Source organism: Halalkalibacter hemicellulosilyticusJCM 9152, assembly GCF_000513115.1.
Lineage (GTDB): Bacteria > Bacillota > Bacilli > Bacillales > Bacillaceae_D > Halalkalibacter > Halalkalibacter hemicellulosilyticus.
This window is the reverse complement of record NZ_BAUU01000018.1, coordinates 35,080-53,406: the sequence shown is the minus strand read 5'-3', so window position 1 is coordinate 53,406 and position 18,327 is coordinate 35,080. Positions and strand designations below refer to the sequence as shown.

18 protein-coding genes are annotated in these 18,327 nt (G+C 42.0%); all 18 read right to left on the bottom strand.

The annotated features are described in order from the left end of the window. Nucleotides 1-373 precede the first annotated feature (373 nt). The 18 genes from murA to JCM9152_RS12435 all read right to left on the bottom strand — a co-directional run bounded on the left by murA (nucleotide 374) and on the right by JCM9152_RS12435 (nucleotide 18,322). The gene (murA, locus tag JCM9152_RS12520) at nucleotides 374-1,699 is read right to left on the bottom strand and encodes a UDP-N-acetylglucosamine 1-carboxyvinyltransferase (RefSeq protein ID WP_035344733.1); all 1,326 of its coding nucleotides are present in this window, start codon (nucleotides 1,697-1,699) and stop codon (nucleotides 374-376) included. A gap of 44 nt (nucleotides 1,700-1,743) precedes the next feature. Beyond that, nucleotides 1,744-2,514 carry a YwmB family TATA-box binding protein gene (locus JCM9152_RS21410; protein ID WP_052015911.1) on the bottom strand — a complete coding sequence of 257 codons (771 nt, stop codon included), beginning with the start codon at nucleotides 2,512-2,514 and terminating at the stop codon, nucleotides 1,744-1,746. A 95-nt stretch (nucleotides 2,515-2,609) separates the two neighbouring features. Continuing rightward, on the bottom strand, nucleotides 2,610-2,846 hold the full coding sequence (locus JCM9152_RS12510; protein ID WP_035344730.1) for a DUF1146 family protein: 237 nt from the start codon (nucleotides 2,844-2,846) through the stop codon (nucleotides 2,610-2,612). Nucleotides 2,847-3,467: 621 nt separating this feature from the next. Further along, on the bottom strand, nucleotides 3,468-3,869 hold the full coding sequence (locus tag JCM9152_RS12505; RefSeq protein ID WP_035344727.1) for a F0F1 ATP synthase subunit epsilon: 402 nt from the start codon (nucleotides 3,867-3,869) through the stop codon (nucleotides 3,468-3,470). A 50-nt stretch (nucleotides 3,870-3,919) separates the two neighbouring features. Then, nucleotides 3,920-5,332 carry a F0F1 ATP synthase subunit beta gene (gene atpD / locus JCM9152_RS12500; RefSeq protein WP_035344724.1) on the bottom strand — a complete coding sequence of 471 codons (1,413 nt, stop codon included), beginning with the start codon at nucleotides 5,330-5,332 and terminating at the stop codon, nucleotides 3,920-3,922. A 181-nt stretch (nucleotides 5,333-5,513) separates the two neighbouring features. Next, nucleotides 5,514-6,377 carry an ATP synthase F1 subunit gamma gene (atpG, locus tag JCM9152_RS12495; protein WP_035344721.1) on the bottom strand — a complete coding sequence of 288 codons (864 nt, stop codon included), beginning with the start codon at nucleotides 6,375-6,377 and terminating at the stop codon, nucleotides 5,514-5,516. Between the two features lie 37 nt (nucleotides 6,378-6,414). Beyond that, nucleotides 6,415-7,923: a F0F1 ATP synthase subunit alpha gene (gene atpA / locus JCM9152_RS12490; protein ID WP_035344718.1), complete on the bottom strand. Its 1,509-nt coding sequence runs from the start codon at nucleotides 7,921-7,923 to the stop codon at nucleotides 6,415-6,417. Between the two features lie 21 nt (nucleotides 7,924-7,944). Continuing rightward, nucleotides 7,945-8,493: a F0F1 ATP synthase subunit delta gene (locus JCM9152_RS12485; RefSeq protein WP_035344715.1), complete on the bottom strand. Its 549-nt coding sequence runs from the start codon at nucleotides 8,491-8,493 to the stop codon at nucleotides 7,945-7,947. Continuing rightward, nucleotides 8,490-8,975, bottom strand: coding sequence for a F0F1 ATP synthase subunit B (gene atpF / locus JCM9152_RS12480; RefSeq protein WP_035344712.1), 486 nt, complete (start codon nucleotides 8,973-8,975; stop codon nucleotides 8,490-8,492). The genes JCM9152_RS12485 and atpF overlap by 4 nt, the downstream gene beginning before the upstream one ends. 164 nt (nucleotides 8,976-9,139) lie before the next feature. Further along, nucleotides 9,140-9,355 carry a F0F1 ATP synthase subunit C gene (atpE, locus tag JCM9152_RS12475; protein ID WP_035344710.1) on the bottom strand — a complete coding sequence of 72 codons (216 nt, stop codon included), beginning with the start codon at nucleotides 9,353-9,355 and terminating at the stop codon, nucleotides 9,140-9,142. A 73-nt stretch (nucleotides 9,356-9,428) separates the two neighbouring features. Further along, nucleotides 9,429-10,142 (bottom strand): F0F1 ATP synthase subunit A, encoded by a 714-nt coding sequence (gene atpB, locus JCM9152_RS12470; protein WP_035344708.1) that lies wholly within the window; start codon nucleotides 10,140-10,142, stop codon nucleotides 9,429-9,431. A 60-nt stretch (nucleotides 10,143-10,202) separates the two neighbouring features. Continuing rightward, nucleotides 10,203-10,541: an ATP synthase subunit I gene (locus tag JCM9152_RS12465; protein ID WP_035344705.1), complete on the bottom strand. Its 339-nt coding sequence runs from the start codon at nucleotides 10,539-10,541 to the stop codon at nucleotides 10,203-10,205. Further along, nucleotides 10,538-10,771 carry an AtpZ/AtpI family protein gene (locus tag JCM9152_RS12460; protein WP_035344703.1) on the bottom strand — a complete coding sequence of 78 codons (234 nt, stop codon included), beginning with the start codon at nucleotides 10,769-10,771 and terminating at the stop codon, nucleotides 10,538-10,540. The genes JCM9152_RS12465 and JCM9152_RS12460 overlap by 4 nt, the downstream gene beginning before the upstream one ends. Nucleotides 10,772-11,194: 423 nt before the next feature. After that, nucleotides 11,195-13,429, bottom strand: a complete 2,235-nt coding sequence (locus JCM9152_RS23730) for a S8 family serine peptidase (protein WP_081728029.1) — start codon at nucleotides 13,427-13,429, stop codon at nucleotides 11,195-11,197. A gap of 434 nt (nucleotides 13,430-13,863) precedes the next feature. Beyond that, nucleotides 13,864-14,493: a uracil phosphoribosyltransferase gene (gene upp / locus JCM9152_RS12450; protein ID WP_035344701.1), complete on the bottom strand. Its 630-nt coding sequence runs from the start codon at nucleotides 14,491-14,493 to the stop codon at nucleotides 13,864-13,866. Nucleotides 14,494-15,060: 567 nt separating this feature from the next. After that, nucleotides 15,061-16,314, bottom strand: a complete 1,254-nt coding sequence (gene glyA / locus JCM9152_RS12445) for a serine hydroxymethyltransferase (protein WP_035344699.1) — start codon at nucleotides 16,312-16,314, stop codon at nucleotides 15,061-15,063. 122 nt (nucleotides 16,315-16,436) lie between these two features. Further along, nucleotides 16,437-16,988 (bottom strand): TIGR01440 family protein, encoded by a 552-nt coding sequence (locus JCM9152_RS12440; RefSeq protein ID WP_052015909.1) that lies wholly within the window; start codon nucleotides 16,986-16,988, stop codon nucleotides 16,437-16,439. A 32-nt stretch (nucleotides 16,989-17,020) separates the two neighbouring features. After that, nucleotides 17,021-18,322: a methyl-accepting chemotaxis protein gene (locus tag JCM9152_RS12435; protein WP_035344696.1), complete on the bottom strand. Its 1,302-nt coding sequence runs from the start codon at nucleotides 18,320-18,322 to the stop codon at nucleotides 17,021-17,023. Nucleotides 18,323-18,327: the final 5 nt, after the last annotated feature.

Here is an 18,327-nt window from a genome sequence, read left to right as displayed (position 1 = left end):
TCTAGGACAGTATATGAGGACGAAGCGTTATTTAGAAGCATCATTTATGAGGAAAAAAACGAAGGATTGTATAAGGAGGACACTCAAAAAAGTACGAAGCAACTTTATCAGTGCCCTTTGGGATCCGTTACGAAGAAGTTCTGCTTTTCTGAACGTCGAACGAGCGAAGCCGGCGACTCCTGTGAGTGACTAACAACGAACACCTCTTCTCTATACAAAAAAACATGAAGCAACGAATGCCTCATGCTCTTTGAAGACTACTGAAAATCTTAGATGATCTGATACGACGCGTACCAGAGTTTTCAAAATCGGGAAAAAACACCGTAGCGCCCTCTACTTGTATGTAAGGCCCCGCTAGTTGGAGCCATTCCATTTAAACTAGGTTTGTATTTAACTGTAACGACGCTGGCGCTTCAACAGCTTCCGTTTCCGTTTCTACGACTTCAGTCACACGTTCGACATCAGCACCAAGTGCAATGAGCTTATCAGTTAAATCAACATATCCACGATCAATGTGTTTAAGCTCCGTCACACGCGTTATTCCATCAGCTACAAGTCCGGCTAGCACGAGTGCCGCTCCAGCACGTAAGTCAGTTGCCGCTACCTCTGCACCTTGTAGCTTACTTGGCCCTGTCATAATCGCAGATCGACCTTCAATCTTAATATTCGCATTCATCCGACGGAATTCTTCGACATGCATAAAGCGATTTTCAAACACGGTTTCCGTAATAACGCCCGTACCGTTCGCTTTTAATAATAATGCCATCATTTGTGCTTGCATATCCGTTGGGAATCCAGGATGTGGCATTGTTTTAATATCAACTGGCTTTAGCTTCTTTGGACCAACAACCCGAAGACCTTTTTCTTCTTCTGTAATTTTAACGCCCATTTCTTTCATTTTAGCAATAAGCGGACGTAGATGCTCTGATACAGCACCTTCAATTAGAATATTTCCACTTGTAATAGCAGCTGCTACCATAAAGGTACCTGCTTCAATTCGATCCGGAATCACCGTGTGCTCACAAGCAACCAATTCATCGACACCTTCAATACGGATTTCACCTGTACCTGCTCCGCGAACTTTTGCTCCCATTGCATTTAAATAGTTCGCCAAACAAACAATTTCAGGCTCTTCTGCTGCATTTTCGATTAATGTTACACCATTAGCTAATACAGCAGCCATCATAATGTTTTCAGTTGCTCCTACACTTGGGAAATCTAAATAGATGTTGGCACCTTGTAGTCTTCTATCAATCGATGCTTCAATAAAGCCATTACCAATTTCAACTGTTGCTCCCATTGCTTCAAAGCCTTTAAGGTGTTGATCAATCGGTCTTGATCCAATTGCACAACCACCTGGAAGGGCAATTCGTGCCTTCCCAACTCGTGCAAGTAACGGTCCCATCACTAGAAAAGATGCTCTCATTTTGCGAACATATTCAAAAGGCGCCTCTGTCTTTAATGTTTTTTCGGCATTTACGGAAAATACACCTTTCTTATATTGAACATCTATATTTAAATTACTTAAAACCTCTTTCATCGTATATACATCTGCCAATTCTGGCGCATCATATATGTGGCTCGTGCCGCGGCCTGCTAAGATTGATGCAGCAATGACTGGTAAAACAGCATTCTTCGCTCCCTCTACCTTCACTGTACCGCGTAGCTCATTGCCACCCCGGACAATAATTTTTTCCAACGTATTCCCCTCCGCGTCTCTAAATTATAGTCTCTTCTCTATCATCAATATTCAGTCGTAATAATAGGCGTGCCAATTGTCACGGTTGTCCTAGCGCCCATTCCTTCTACATCACGAAGTGCGATTTGGACATTCATGTGCTCATTACCTGTCATAAGACCAGAACCCCATTCTGGTTGATACGCAGAGAGAGAGATAAACTGTTCCTCAACTAATTCTTCTACTGCTTGTGCATCTAAATGTTCTAACCATTCATACGCTTGTGTTTGTATATTTGTTGCGTTCGTACGTTCCTTTTCTTTAATTGCGCGCAATTGAACATAGGCTTCCCCTGTATCTAAGCCCAATTCGGTGATACGCTGCTCGACAATTTCATTTAAATCATTTTCAGTAATCAGATCACTTGCTTGTATTTGGTACGATATGATACGATTACGTTCGTTGCTTTCGGGCGATACAGGATGCATATAAATGCGGACAACTTCCTTTACGGGTCGTTTATCATCTTCATATGTATACAAAGCACTCCATTCCGTCCCTGTCATATCAAGATCTTGTTGTACCCAATTTTTATTTAATTGAAACAATTGTTCCAAATCATGCATAAAATCATCCTCTGATGTAAAAGGTAACAATCGTTGGTCCCTCACCCGAATGTGCCACTCTTCCACCTCAAGGTCGACGTCATGTACAAATTGATAAAATTGAGTTAACGGTTCTTGATAGTCAAGTACATCCTCTTGTGCACCATACACATGAACATACCCTACCGCAAATAAAAGTAAACCTGCCATCGTTAGTCGCCAAAAAGCCATTGGTTCTCCTCCCCAAGAAAACATGATTTAGTATCATTTTTACCAGGAGAGTGCGTTCAATACATGGAAGTTGTAGTCATCTCTCGACAAATTGCTTATTCCCATATGTATCGGAGCATTTGTGAAGAGTACATATAATCTAAAAAGAATTGACTTACTAACTGAGCAATGGCAATCGTGACGATGATCATAAGAACCTTCGCTCTTGGTCCTTCGGGATCTTTGACAAACAAATCAAATCGAAAAGATTGTAATGCCCACCATGTAACAGCTATAAAGAATACATTAACGATGATGGATAACATTGCTTGTTGACCAAATCCTTCAAGCATAGACATGACCCCTTTTCTTTGATCTTATCTCTACCCCCATTTATTTTAGGTTACTTGTCAACATGACACAACCTTCTCCATCTTAACGGAAACAAAAAAAAAAATCCATAGGTATATAAATCTAATTAAACTTGGCTATACAGGAGTGAAACGCTTACATCGCAATGGTTTGAGCGACTTTTTATCTAATTAGCCAAAAATAAAACTTGTATGGTTTTTTAAACATATTGTTCACATTTTATAAATGTACTATGAGATATTTAAATGAGATTCTTGAAACTGTTTTAGGAAGTACGAAATGAAACGGTGATATGGATAATGAAAAAAGGCCGATATTGCAATAGCCCCTCTTAAAATAGGAAGACAGGCAAACCATTTCAACATTTTTTAAACTTCATGACTCAGCTCACCATTTGTCGATCTATGAACACAGTCTTAATTGGAATTCCAGATTTTTTAAGATAGCCATGCTAGTATAAAACATTTTCTTCTTCAACCTGCACCTATTTTCTTTTTTGGTGCATTTTCGCCTCGGATTCCACCTAAACCCTCCTTCTTTTGATTAGTAAAGACACATCCGTATTCCAAACAAAAAAAGGCGCCTCTTTCGGCACCTTTTTCTTACTTACTTGAAGCGACATCCAAACGATTGCTTGCTCGTCGTAGGGCGAGCTCAGCACGTTTGAAGTCAATTTCATCTTTTTTGTTTGTCTCAATTCGTTGCTCGGCACGCTTCTTAGCTTCCTGTGCACGATCAACATCAATCCCTGAAGGCAACTCAGCTGCCTCTGCCAAAATCGTGACCTGATCGGGGCGAACTTCAACAAATCCGCCGCTCACAGCTACTTTTTCTACAGTGGTGCCTTTTTTCAAGCGCACTGCTCCAACTGTTAATGGAGCAACCAACGGGATATGACGTGGTAAAATACCAAGCTCGCCTTCAATCGTGCGAACACTTACCATATCAACATCTCCGTCATACACTTTGCCATCAGGAGTGACAACACTAACATTAATTTGCATGTGGAACCCTCCTTACTAGCATAGAGAGGAGTACGCCCCCTCTTTTAGTGTTACGCCATTTCCTTCGATTTTTCAACAACTTCTTCAATACGACCGACAAGACGGAATGCATCTTCTGGAAGGTCATCATACTTACCAGATAAGATTTCTTTAAAGCCTTTGATCGTTTCTTTAACCGGCACGTATGAACCTGGCTGTCCTGTGAACTGCTCGGCTACGTGGAAGTTTTGCGACAAGAAGAACTGAACACGACGTGCACGGTGTACAACAAGCTTATCTTCCTCAGAAAGCTCATCCATACCGAGAATCGCAATGATATCTTGTAATTCCTTGTACTTTTGTAATGTTGATTGAACTTGACGAGCTACTTCATAATGCTCTTCACCAACAATTTCAGGAGATAGCGCACGTGATGTAGACGCTAGTGGATCAACAGCTGGGTAAATCCCCATTTCTGATAATTTACGCTCAAGGTTTGTCGTTGCATCTAAGTGAGCAAACGTCGTCGCTGGAGCTGGATCTGTATAGTCATCGGCCGGTACATAAATGGCTTGGATTGATGTAACCGAACCGACTTTCGTCGATGTAATACGTTCTTGTAGCTGACCCATTTCTGTTGCTAATGTCGGCTGATAACCAACCGCAGAAGGCATACGTCCTAATAAGGCAGACACTTCCGAACCAGCTTGTGTAAAACGGAAAATGTTATCGACGAACAATAATACATCTTGTCCATCTTGATCACGGAAATGCTCAGCCATTGTCAAACCAGATAGGGCAACACGCATACGTGCACCTGGTGGCTCATTCATTTGGCCGAAGACCATCGCCGTTTTATTAATAACACCAGAATCCGTCATTTCATGGTAAAGGTCGTTCCCTTCACGAGTACGCTCCCCTACACCTGCGAATACGGAAATTCCTCCGTGCTCTTGGGCAATGTTATTAATTAACTCTTGGATTAAAACCGTCTTACCAACACCGGCTCCTCCAAACAACCCGATCTTACCACCTTTAATGTACGGAGCAAGAAGATCAACAACTTTAATTCCGGTTTCAAGAATTTCTGTTTTTGTCGATAGCTCTTCAAATTGTGGTGCTTCACGATGAATCGGATCACGCTTCACATCTGCTGCGATTGGCTCATCTAAATCAATCGCCTCACCTAATACATTAAATACACGTCCTAATGTCGCTTCACCAACTGGTACGGAAATCGGAGCGCCCGTATCCACTGCAGCTGTACCACGAACTAGCCCGTCTGTTGAATCCATCGCAACGGTACGAACCGTATTATCACCAAGATGAATCGCAACTTCTAACGTTACGTTTACATCAACCGCATTTACATCCGAACCTTTTTGCTCAACACGTAAAGCATTATATATTTCAGGTAACTGGCCGTCGTCAAACTTAACGTCGACAACCGGACCCATTACTTGAGTAATGCGACCACTATTCATAGTTTTTTTCCATCCCTTCTAATAGCTTTCACGCTATGTGTTTCGGATAGCCATTTTATTTGCGCTTCCTTTTTGTTTTGCAGGTATCTCTTTTGTGCTTTTGATTCTTGTAATAGCTTATGTTCCAGCTTTTATTCCATTAGGATGGAGTTTGTCGGTTGGCTCCATCCTTTGATTGATTTTATTCTAACGCGGCAGCTCCACCGACGATCTCAGTGATCTCTTGGGTGATTGCTGCTTGGCGTGCTCGGTTATAGATTAACGTTAAATCATCGATGAGCGCCGTTGCATTGTCAGTTGCCGAACTCATAGCTGTCATTCTAGCACCAAATTCACTCGCTTTCGCATCAAGCAAAGCACCGAAAATGAGGCTTTCAGCATATTGTGGCAATAACTGTTCTAAAATGACTTGCTCAGATGGCTCATATTCGTAAGCCGCGTTACCTGATTGATTGTCCTCTGCTAGATCCGTTAATGGCAACAGCTTCGTTTCTGTTACTTCTTGTGTAATTGGGCTAACAAAATGGTTATACCAAATGTATAGCTCATCAAACAAGCCGTCAGCAAACATGTCGACCGTTGTCTTCGCCAAGTTTTTGATTTCATTAAACTCAGGCTGATCCGATAAACCGACAATCTCTTGAATAATCGGCAAATTGCGCTTTTTGAACAAGTCGCGACCGATACGTCCCATTACGACAATACCGTACTCATCAGGTGATTTATGACGTTCACTTATCTTTTGGAGAAGGGCACGTGTTAAAGAAGCATTGTAACCACCCGCTAACCCACGGTCAGACGTAATAATGATATAGCCAGTCTTCTTCACAGGACGCTCCTCAAGCATTGGATGGGATATCTCTGTTTCTGAAGAAGCAATACTCGCTACAACCTCACGAATCTTTTCCGTATAAGGTAGAAATGCTTGAGCATTATGCTGGGCACGGTTTAGCTTCGCAGCCGAAACCATCTGCATCGCCTTCGTAATTTGCTTCGTCTTTTTTGTTGACGTAATACGCCCTTTTATATCTCTCATTGAAGCCATTTCACTCACCACCTTTTTGAAAAATCAAGTGTTTCGATTACTTGCTCGCTGAAAATGTCTTTTTAAACTCCTCAATCGCTGCGTTAAACTCACCAGCATTAGGAAGATTTCCAGTTGAACGAATGTTATCAAGAAGGTCCTTCTTATTATGGTCAAAGTATGTAAATAGCTCTGACTCAAAACGTAGAACGTCTTCTACTGGAATATCATCTAGGAATCCGTTAATAAGCGCATAAATAATCGTTACTTGCTTTTCAACTGGAAGTGGCTCATGTAAATTTTGCTTTAACACTTCAACTGTACGTTGACCACGGTTAAGCTTTGCTTGAGTCGCACTGTCAAGATCTGAGCCGAATTGAGCAAATGCTTCAAGTTCACGATACGCGGCTAAATCTAGACGTAACGTACCTGCAACCTTCTTCATCGCTTTAATTTGGGCAGAGCCCCCAACACGTGATACCGATAAACCGGCATTAACCGCAGGACGAACCCCAGAATAGAATAAGTCTGACTGTAGGAAAATTTGTCCATCAGTAATTGAAATAACGTTCGTTGGAATGTATGCCGAAACGTCACCAGCTTGCGTTTCAATGAAAGGAAGAGCAGTAATGGAACCGCCACCTTTTGCATCACTTAGCTTTGCTGCACGCTCTAGCAAACGTGAATGTAAGTAGAATACATCCCCTGGGAATGCCTCACGACCTGGAGGACGACGTAACAATAGGGAAAGCTCACGATACGCAGAAGCTTGCTTTGTTAAATCATCATAGATCACAAGAACATGCTTACCGTTATACATAAATTCTTCGCCCATTGAAACACCTGTATAAGGTGCTAGGAATAACATCGGTGCTGGATCAGATGCACCCGCAGATACAACGATTGTGTAATCTAGTGCGCCCTTTTGACGAAGTGTTTCGACAACACCTGCTACTGTTGATTCCTTTTGACCTATTGCAACGTAAATACAAATCATATCTTCGTTTTTCTGATTAATAATCGTATCAATTGCAATCGCTGTTTTACCTGTTTGACGGTCACCGATAATTAACTCACGTTGACCACGACCGATCGGAACCATTGAGTCAATTGATTTAATACCTGTTTGAAGTGGCTCATGTACCGATTTACGATCCATAACCCCAGGTGCTTTGCTTTCAATTGGACGAGTCTTAGACGTTTCAATTGGACCAAGACCATCAACTGGTTGACCTAATGGATTCACGACACGACCAAGAAGTTCTTCCCCAACAGGCACTTCCATAATACGTCCTGTACGTTTGACCTCATCACCTTCACGAATGTCTGTGTAAGGCCCAAGGATAATAATCCCGATATTATTCTCCTCAAGGTTCTGAGCCATCCCCATAACCCCGTTTGAGAACTCAAGAAGCTCACCAGCCATAACATTTTCAAGACCATGAGCAAGTGCGATACCGTCACCGACACGGATTACTGTACCGACATCTTGTACTTGAACGTCAGACTGAAACTGTTCAATCTGCTGCTTTATAAGAGAGCTAATTTCCTCTGGTTTGATGCTCATTTCATTCACCCCTATCTTCTACTAGCGTGTTCCGGCAATTAGTTGACGCTGCATGCGGTCAAGCTGCGCCTTTACACTACCGTCATAAATGCGATCGCCAATCCGGATTTTTAATCCTCCGATTAGCTCTTGATCTACCACATTTTTCACTTCAAGCTGTTTCTTCCCTGCTTTTTTTGCAAAAAGCTCGGCAATTTGCTGCTCGTCTTCTTTCGCTAAAGGCTTAGCTGAATAGACAAGTGCTTCTGCTTTATCCTGTGCATCTAGTGCAAGCTTCTTAAATGTTTGAATTAATGGAACGAGAATGTCCGTACGTTTACGGTCGACTAAGAGGTAAATCAGATGAAGGCTCGGTTCACTTAGCGCTTGTCCGAAGCTTTCCTTAATAAACGCTTGCTTTTTGTCTGTCTTTACCTTCGGATGACTAACAAACTGGACAAATTCAGGAGTTAATTCGATTACGTCTTTCACTAATTGAAGCTCTGCATTCAATTCGTTTAGTACGTTCTTTTCTTGTGCCACTTTAAAAAGGGCTTCCGCATAACGATTGGCTACTGTGAGATTGCTCATAGCTTCTCGCCTACTTCTTTCAGATAATCTGCAACTAGCTTCTCCTGCTCATTTGCATCCAATTCTTTTGTAATGACCTTCTGAGCAATTAAGACAGAAAGATCTGCTACTTCTTCACGTAATGAAGCAACTGCCTGCTCTTTCTCACGTTGGATTTCAGCTAATGCAGCATCCTTCAAACGCTCGGCATTTTCTCTTGCTTGAGCAATAATGTCTTGCCCTTGCTGTTCACTAAGCTTCTTCGCATTTTGAATAATTTCGTTTGCTTCTTCTTTTGCTTTCTCAAGCTCTTTCGTTTGATTCGCAATAAGCTCTTCCGCTTCCTTACGAGTCTTCTCTGCTGAGTCAAGATTATCATTTACAATTTGTTCACGCTTTTCCATTACACCAAGTAAAGGTTTTAACGCAAATTTCTTTAGGAAAAATAGTAACGTTAAAAACGCAATGAGTTGGTATAATATCGATCCCCAAGGTATTGTCAATTGGATTCACTCCTTTCATGGATGTGAAGAATTCTTCCATTCAATGTATAAGTAATTGATTCATTATCTTCTTTGGTAGTCGTACAAAAGGAATGGCGAAGGTTCTAAATGAACACTGTCGCCATTTCCCGTAGTGAAGCTTGCTTACAACACAAGCTCAAGAATTAGTAGATGAATAATAATAGGAAAGAGATAACGATCGCAATGATCGGAACCGCCTCAGCAAGAGGTACACCGATGAACATAAGAGTTTGTAATGTACCACGTAGTTCTGGTTGACGAGTTGTACCCTCGATTGTTGCCTTTACGATAATACTTACTGCGAACGCACCACCGATCGCCGCTAAACCTGCTACAATTGCAATTGCTAATGCTGTCATGATTATAAGTCCTCCTTAAGGATAAGTTTATTTTTTAATTATTTAAACGCTCATGTGTTGAAATGAGCAATGTTTAATGATCTTCAACTTTGTGGGACATGTACACCATCGCAAGCATGGCGAAGATAAACGCCTGCAAAGACCCGATGAACATTCCAAATGCTTGCCACACCATTGTTGGTAGAAACGCGGCAAAGGTCCAAAAGCCCCATGTCGTACCTAAACCGATCAATAGAACCATCAAAATTTCCTTCGCATAAACGTTACCAAACAAACGCATTCCAAGCGTTAGTGCGTTTGCAAATTCCTCAATTATTTTAAACGGTAATAGGAACGGCACTGGTTTGACATACCCTTTAAAATATTCCTTTGTTCCTCTGATCTTAATTCCATAATAATGAGTCATAACAATAACGAGAACAGCAAGGGTTATCGTTAATGCTGCATCAGACGTTGGTGATTTCCACCAAACCTCATGAGTTTCTTTGTTATAAATCTCAAAAGGAATCCCTAACATATTCGCAACAAACACATAAAATAAAAGCGTAAAGGCCAACGCTGTAAATTGTCCGCCCACATTCCAATGCATGTTTGCTTTAATAATGCCTCGAACAAAGTCAACAACCCATTCAAGAAAGTTTTGCATACCTGAGGGTCTCATCGACAGATTACGTGTTCCAATAAAACAAATTAGGAAAACGATTACACATGTAACGGTCGTCATTAAAACCGTCGACATATTAAACTGTAACCCTAGAAATTCCCTCATAGGTGCTATGTGATCCATTCAATTCTCACCTCTTTCTAGCGAATTCAATAAGCATATCTGCCATAATAATGAAATACATCAGGCAAAGCCTGCAATGACTGAGATTAAATCTAGCTGCTCTGGATATGTAATGGCAAGCCATACTCCTAGTAACGCGATTCCGATTCGAATAACAAAACCAAACCCTGCTACGACATAGGAAAGTGTTGTATGGTTTTTCATGCCTGAGGCAGCTTCCCCAATCAAAATGGATTTCCGATAGGTTGTCCAAAGACTGAGTAGGCCTAAGAGGAGCCCAATCATAAAGCCGAGGAAATGCGACTGAAATGAACTTGTCAGATAACCTATCATACATAATAGCACAAATCCTGACACGATTAAGCAATAATTTTTCATTTTTTTTTGAATCGTTGTCACTTCCGACCTTCCCCTAAAAAAGGCTCGACGGTTTTATATACGCCGTAAAACCCTGTACAAAGTCCCAGCAATAAAAAAGTGATGATGAAAAATGGCTTTGCTCCAAATTGGTTCCCTAACCAGAGACCAATAAATACACCACCAACTGTTCCACCTACGATATAGGAGGAAATCGTCGAGACAAGTGCCATCGTCCGGAAAACTCGATTGCCATTTTTGTCATTTGACATCGTTTCACCTCAACATTCATTTTGCTGAGCATATAAATATGTAGAGTTTTTCTTCATACCCTTTGTAATCGTACAATAGCATACCCCTTGTGTCAATGCGTTTTCCCACAGATTTACACACTCACGACATATCCGTTCACATTACTGTCAAAAAACTCCGAAAATTGGATAGACGCATCATAAAGATCGACACGTTTTTTGAAAAGATCTGACCAGGATAAGCATGTTGGAATGCAGAGGATCATAACAAATACACGGAGCGCAATTAAAGCTTCCCGCAAGGAGCTCGTGAGCTCCTCGCATTTTTTGCTTTTTACAGTGTTCTGCTGCCTAATTTGAACAGCTTGATACGAATGAAATTTTCCTATTAGTAAGCAACGAGTGGAGCCATTGCTGGTTATTTCACCTTTTTAGTGGCTCTCTTCATGAATGCGGCCTTAAAATGTCACCAATTGTAATCATTGCTTCAATTGTGTCTTCCTTGCCGTCTTTACGTGCGTATACAAGCGCTTTATACGTTCCGTCCTCAACACTAGGCTTCGACCAAGTCCCACTAACCATTCCACGCCCAATGTTGTATTTCACATCAAGGAACTGAATAAATTCAAACGTATCCGGATCATACAAAGCAATACCCATTTCCTCTGCCCCTCCCGGCAAATAGAGCTCGTAGCGGTAATTTCCTGGATGGTCACCTACTCCGAAATTAAAGGCCATCACTCGTGGATAGTTAGGCTCCTCGATAAAGAAGACGTAAGGGATTGAAATTTCATCACGTCCGCCTTCAATTTCAATATGACCATGATGAATCCCTTCCTCAAGTACAGCTGGAAATAAATCGAGCTCCACTTGCACTTCTTTCTTTTCGCCCGGCTTTAACTCAAGGGAAAAAGGAACCTTCCATTGCAAGCCATCTGGAGCTTCAAACGGCGGCTTCACATGATATGTCCGCGTTACGTGATCATGGTTTTCAATTGTGAACGATACCGTTCTCTTTTCACGCTTATCATCCTTTGACCATTTTCCAAACGTTAATGTTGCTGGATACGCTAATGTTTTTACTTCAACAGCTTTATCTACTTGAAGCCTACCTGCCCCTTGCTCGTAAGGTAAATAGAGCTCTCCCTCATCGTTTTCAAGCCTCTTCGCTGTATTCATTAACGCAGCTTTAATTTGCTCTGGTGTCCAATCAGGGTGAGCTTGTTTTACTAGCGCTGCTGCTCCTGCAACATGCGGCGCAGACATGCTTGTGCCATTTAAACCAAGGTATCCTTGTGGAACAGTGCTATCAATCGCTACTCCTGGCGCGACAATATCCGGCTTCACTTCCCACGTTTGGGTGACAGGGCCTCTTGAGCTAAATGGCGCAATAAAGTCCTCCTCATGACGATACACCGTCCGTAAATGAGGAGAGTTCTTCCCTTTTTTAATCTTTTCGACAAGCCATTCCCCGTCTTCCTTCGTCAAGCTTACAACTGGAATTTTCTTAGAAGGTTCCACCATTCCGACAAAAGCTCCTGAGAGATTATTGTATATAATAAGCGCTTTAACGCCTGCCTTCTCAGCATACTCCGCTTTCTCTGAAAAAGGGATCATTCCCCGTTTCACAAGTACGACCTTCCCTTTCACATCGACTTCTTGCCAATCGTCTTCTAGTCCATAATCCAAATAAACAAGCTCACGATCTCTCCTTAAATCCCACGGCAGGGCTCCTCCCATCGGATAAACCGTTAACTCTTTATCCTCGCCAACATACGTTAAATAAGGCGTCTTAATCGGCGGAGCTGATGCCCCAACCGAAATAGCTTTCGTCGACGTACCAGGCGATCCTACTGTCCACATTTTCGGACCGCTATTCCCATTTGATGTCACTGCGACAATACCTTCATCAACCGCTTGATCAAGCGCAACGCTTGTCGGCCAATCTGGACCATTCACCGTATTTCCTAAGGATAAATTAATAATATCAACTTCATCTGCCACCGCTTTTTCGATCGCCTCAATGACTTGCTCTGTCGTACCTGACCCACCAGGCCCTAGCGCACGATAAGCGTAAATCTCTGCTTCTGGCGCCACACCCTTCACCTTTCCGTTAGCCGCAATGATTCCAGCTACATGTGTCCCATGTAGCGTTGGCTGCCCTTGTTTGGACGTTGTTTCCATCGGATCATGATCATAATCAACAACATCGTAACCACCACGAAAGTTCGCTTTTAAATCTGGATGAGTATAATCAACACCTGTATCGATAACAGCTACTTTAATTCCTTTTCCTGTTAGACGCTGTCCGCCATCATCCACCATACCACGAGTCGCGTTACCACCTATAAATGGCACACTTCCATCCAAATCAACCGAATATTCCGTAACTCGATCAATACGATCAATGGCCTCTATACCCGCTAATAAATCAAGCTCTCCTTCCTTAAGCTCTAGTGAAAAACCATTTAAAACAGTGCGATACATTTTTCGAATCTCACTATCTGGTAGAAGGGCCACCACTTCTTGAGCGACCTCTTCAAGATTACCTGAAGTCGTTACAATGACAACAACGTCCTGATCCCTTTGCTTCTTTTGCTCAGGTAACTGATTCAGGCAAATAATTGCCCACTGTTTAACGTAGATAATAAAGTTGCTAATATGAAAACAACGAAGCATTTTTTCAACATCAAACTCCCCCACCCAATTCTAGATAGAAATAGTATGATGCACGATAACCATTTTTATGTATCAATGCCACGTAACGGGAGCCTATGACATGATGGGCTTCATACAAATGTACAGATTTTCCTGAAGTAGATTTTCACTTACGATCATTGAACGGATCCTCATTCCTTTATTCACTTAATAAGTGCTGTTTTTACCGTGTTTTGTCATTCTCATTCCTCTATTTGTCGTTTTTGACCTCTTTCTCCTTTCACTCTGTCTAATTAGAGGAATGAGGGTTCCTTATTAGTCACTTCAACTTACTTATCTCCACTTTAGCGGAATGAGGATTCCCCTTGTTCCGCCCATTAAGAAGTACAAAAGAAGCTCAACCATGCTGCTTATAGCATAGTTGAACTTCTTCGATGCCCTTGCTTCTTCCCCCATTATTTCGTTCCAAAAAGGCGATCGCCTGCATCCCCTAAACCTGGAACGATGTAACCTTTTTCATTTAATTTCTCATCCATGGCCGCCAAGTAAATATCAACATCAGGATGAGCTATTTGTACAGCCGCCACCCCTTCAGGAGCCGCCACTAAGCACATTAGCTTAATCGAAGTTGCGCCACGCCTTTTAATACTTGTAATCGCATCGATCGCTGATCCTCCAGTAGCTAGCATAGGATCAATAACAATCAACTCACGCTCATTGACATCATTCGGTAACTTCACATAATATTCGACCGGCTTTAATGTTTCTGGATCACGATACAAGCCGACATGGCCCACCTTGGCCGCAGGAATCATTCGCAAAATTCCATCGACCATACCTAGACCTGCTCGCAAAATAGGTACAAGACCAAGCTTCTTCCCAGCAATCGTCTTTGATGTCGCCTTCCCTACAGGTGTTTCTATTGTCACTTCTTGCGTCGGCAAATTGCGAGTAATCTCAAAAGCCATCAAAGCAGACACTTCATCAACTAACTCTCTAAATTCCTTCGTACCAGTCGATTTATCACGGATATACGTCAATTTATGTTGGATCAACGGGTGATCAAATACAAATACTTTACTCATTATTATGGCTCCTTCGTATTCGGACTTCTATTCACTCTTTGAAATTCTACAAAAAAAGACACATTCATTCAACCTCTATGAGTGATTTTCTTGCAAGAATGATGAAAATTAAATGTTTTGAATTTACCGATATCTTCCCCGATCTCCGCTGAGACGATAAAAAGTACCGGCTAACAGACTTACCTTAGTCGGATCGTATTCAGCCGTTTCAATGGTTTTTAAGGCTCTTCGACCGAACGTGTAACATAGAAGCCGACGCCACTCACAAATGCACTTTAGTCTCCTTTAACGGCATCAGCAAAACCGGATAGCAGTTTTAACTTCTAAGCCACACAAAAAGGGCAGAGCGATGAGGAGGGCACTGAAAAAGCCCTTTCTAGTAACTCAAAGAAGAGTAATGGCTCCGCTCGTTGCGCGCCTTGCTATGAGAAACCGACTCATTGCAAGGCTTTCAAAATCGGGCAACGGCTACGCACATTACTTAAAGGGCACTGAAAAAGTTTGATTTTAACTTTTTCAGCGCCCTTCCAATAAGCCTACCTTTTTTTCATCCACTTATTCGAGTTGTTACACTAAATCCCCTAGACCTGGATACATCGGGAATTTCGCTGTAAGAGCCGCTACTCGCTCGCGAATTTCTGCCTTTTTCTCTTCATTGTCGACATTTTTCAACGTCAATGCGATTAATTCACCTAATTCATCCATCGCTTCTAAATCCAATCCACGAGCCGTCACAGCCGCTGTACCGATTCGAATACCACTCGTTACAAACGGACTCTCTGGGTCAAATGGAATCGTATTTTTATTCGTTGTAATCCCAACTGAATCTAACGCTTCCTCCGCCACTTTTCCTGTTAACTCTAACGTACGAAGGTCAAGTAAAAGCAAGTGATTATCAGAGCCGCCAGAAACTAGGTTCACACCTTCATGAACAAGCTTCTCTCCAAGACGCTTCGCATTATCAATAATAGATTGAGCATATTGCTTAAATTCAGGAGTTAAGACCTCTCCAAATGAAACAGCTTTTGCTGAAATAACATGCATAAGCGGACCACCTTGGATACCAGGGAAAATCGACTTGTCAATTTTCTTTCCGAATTCCTCGTGACACATAATCATACCACCACGAGGTCCACGTAATGTCTTATGTGTTGTCGTTGTGACAAAATGAGCATGCTCAACAGGATTTTGGTGTAACCCTGCAGCTACTAGCCCGGCAATATGAGCCATATCAACCATTAAGTAAGCGCCCACTTCATCTGCTATTTCACGGAACTTCGCGAAATCAATTGCACGCGGATACGCACTTGCTCCTGCTACAATTAGCTTCGGCTTATTCTCTATAGCTAATTGACGAACCGCATCGTAATCAATACGTTGCGTTTCTTTATCAACACCATATTCCACAAAGTTATATAGAACACCACTGAAGTTAACCGGACTTCCGTGTGTTAAGTGCCCACCGTGCGATAAGTTCATCCCTAGTACCGTATCACCTGGCTCTAAAATCGTGAAATAAACGGCCATGTTTGCTTGAGCACCTGAGTGCGGTTGAACATTGACGTATTCCGCACCGAAAATTTCCTTTGCACGGTCACGGGCAATATCCTCCACAATATCAACATATTCACAACCACCATAATAACGGCGGCCAGGATATCCTTCTGCATACTTATTCGTTAAAACTGAGCCTTGTGCTTCCATAACAGCTTCACTTACAAAATTCTCTGATGCAATCAGTTCGATTTTATCTCTTTGTCGACCTAACTCTTGTTGAATCGCCGCAAATACTTTCGGATCTTGTTTTGGTAATGATTTCATCTCCATACCCTTCCTTTCATCTTTCGGAATTTGAACGAAACCGTCCTATCTCAGAATATATTCTAACATAAGACGGCTCCAAATCCGTACATTATTTTAAAAAAACTATTTTTTATTCAGATTCATTCGTGGTAGACGGCACGAACACCACCAATAAGCCTCGGTCTTGTGTAAGCCATCGTTACATGAGCTTGACCTATTTCTTTAACGGTACTTCTTAGTGGTACAGCAACAGGACGAAGATGCATCCCAATAAACGTATCACCGATATCAATTCCGATCTCAGCTTGAATCGCTTCAACAAGAACAGGGTCTTCCATTTGTCCGAATGCATGAGTTGCCATAGCCCCTCCTGCTGTCCGAATTGGAATTGCACTAACAATCTCATAGCGACGCTCACGCGCTGTCTTGCGTTCAACAACAAGCGCACGATTCAAATGTTCACAGCATTGAAAAGCAAGCTGTACATTCGTAAGCGTCCGGATTTTTGACAATACTTGAAAGATCGTATCCGCTACTGTCTCTGAACCCTTCGAACCAATTTGTGAGCCAATAACTTCACTCGTACTAGTTCCTACGACGAGTAAGGAATCCTCTGTAAAAGGAAAAGCCTGCTGCAAGTCAGCTAATGCCACCTTTAAATCAATAGATAGTTGTTTTGTGAACGGCTCCATCTATGCCTCCTTACAGTATGACATGAATACCTTTATATCGTAAATCGTTCGATTGTCACTTTCAATTTTTTTGATTGACTAGAGAGCAAATTAGCTGTTTCTGACATTTGATCAATGACTTGCGCTTGCTCAGAAGTGATCGTCGCTACCTTTTCTGTACTTGCTGTTGTCGTTTCAGCAATCGTTGCCGCCACTTCTTTAGACTGTCCACTGGATTTCTTAATCGCATCCATTTGTCGGTGAATCATCGTCGAAATATCGGCAATTACGTCCGCCACTTCCAAGACAGACTGTTCAACATTGGCAATCGCTTCATTCGTCGTTGTCCCTTTTTCCGATTGCTCACGTGCAAAGTCGACTTGATCACCAATCTGCTTGACAACATTTTGCACCTCTGATTGCATGCTATGAATGAGCTCAGTTATATTTTGTACAGCTTGTCCACTTTCATCAGCTAAATTCCGAACTTCATCCGCAACTACCGCGAATCCCTTTCCTTGTTCACCAGCACGCGCCGCTTCGATCGATGCATTCAGAGCAAGTAAATTCGTTTGACCGGCAATATCTCCAACTAATGAAATAATATCACCAACCTGCTTCGCTTGCTCTTCTAATTGACTAACTGCCTTCAAAGACTGCTGGTTATCCGTTGCTAATTGCTTAATCCCATTCACTAATGAATCAAAGATTTCCCGGCTATCCTTTAACGTATGTACCATTTCATCTGATGATTTCTTCGATGTTTGTGCACGTGATTGAACCTCTCCAGCAATGTCTGTTAACTCTTCCATTAAGCCAACTGTCCCACTCAATGCGACAGCCGACTGTTCAGCTCCTTCTGATATTTCTTGAATCGTCGCTCCAATTTCCTCTGCTTTTTGCTGCGCTAATTGTGAGGACTGCTCCATTTCTGTTACTTTCGCATTCGTTTGCTCGAAATTATGATCAATATCCCTCACCATATTTCGTAGATTCGCTAGCATCTCATTATAGGCTAACCCAAGTGAACGAATTTCATCATCTGATTTCGTCACCGTGATATCCTGTTGTATATTACCAGCCGCCGCCAGTCTTGCTGATTGTTCTAACTCACGAATTGGTTTTGTAATATAAGGTGCTGCGAAATAACCTAAGACCGAGCTCCAAAGAACACCTTTAAGCAATGTAAGCAAAATAAGCGTTTGCAAGCTAACGCCTAATATATCTAACAAGAAATCACCAAGAATAAAAATAAAAATTGCACTCGTACCGAATGTTACTAATGATAGTCCACTTACACCAAATACTAGCTTCTTGCGAATACTTAATTGATACTTCTTTTTCTCCTCTGCCATATGAG

What these genes read in the sequence shown, in the direction of transcription:
- JCM9152_RS21410 (WP_052015911.1), bottom strand. Translation starts at nt 2,514, where the DNA reads ATGGCTTTTTGGCGACTAACGATGGCAGGTTTACTTTTATTTGCGGTA.
- JCM9152_RS12510 (WP_035344730.1), bottom strand. Translation starts at nt 2,846, where the DNA reads ATGCTTGAAGGATTTGGTCAACAAGCAATGTTATCCATCATCGTTAAT.
- JCM9152_RS12505 (WP_035344727.1), bottom strand. Translation starts at nt 3,869, where the DNA reads ATGCAAATTAATGTTAGTGTTGTCACTCCTGATGGCAAAGTGTATGAC.
- atpD (WP_035344724.1), bottom strand. Translation starts at nt 5,332, where the DNA reads ATGAATAGTGGTCGCATTACTCAAGTAATGGGTCCGGTTGTCGACGTT.
- atpG (WP_035344721.1), bottom strand. Translation starts at nt 6,377, where the DNA reads ATGGCTTCAATGAGAGATATAAAAGGGCGTATTACGTCAACAAAAAAG.
- atpA (WP_035344718.1), bottom strand. Translation starts at nt 7,923, where the DNA reads ATGAGCATCAAACCAGAGGAAATTAGCTCTCTTATAAAGCAGCAGATT.
- JCM9152_RS12485 (WP_035344715.1), bottom strand. Translation starts at nt 8,493, where the DNA reads ATGAGCAATCTCACAGTAGCCAATCGTTATGCGGAAGCCCTTTTTAAA.
- atpE (WP_035344710.1), bottom strand. Translation starts at nt 9,355, where the DNA reads ATGACAGCATTAGCAATTGCAATTGTAGCAGGTTTAGCGGCGATCGGT.
- atpB (WP_035344708.1), bottom strand. Translation starts at nt 10,142, where the DNA reads ATGGATCACATAGCACCTATGAGGGAATTTCTAGGGTTACAGTTTAAT.
- JCM9152_RS12460 (WP_035344703.1), bottom strand. Translation starts at nt 10,771, where the DNA reads ATGTCAAATGACAAAAATGGCAATCGAGTTTTCCGGACGATGGCACTT.
- JCM9152_RS23730 (WP_081728029.1), bottom strand. Translation starts at nt 13,429, where the DNA reads ATGCTTCGTTGTTTTCATATTAGCAACTTTATTATCTACGTTAAACAG.
- upp (WP_035344701.1), bottom strand. Translation starts at nt 14,493, where the DNA reads ATGAGTAAAGTATTTGTATTTGATCACCCGTTGATCCAACATAAATTG.
- glyA (WP_035344699.1), bottom strand. Translation starts at nt 16,314, where the DNA reads ATGAAATCATTACCAAAACAAGATCCGAAAGTATTTGCGGCGATTCAA.
- JCM9152_RS12440 (WP_052015909.1), bottom strand. Translation starts at nt 16,988, where the DNA reads ATGGAGCCGTTCACAAAACAACTATCTATTGATTTAAAGGTGGCATTA.
- JCM9152_RS12435 (WP_035344696.1), bottom strand. Translation starts at nt 18,322, where the DNA reads ATGGCAGAGGAGAAAAAGAAGTATCAATTAAGTATTCGCAAGAAGCTA.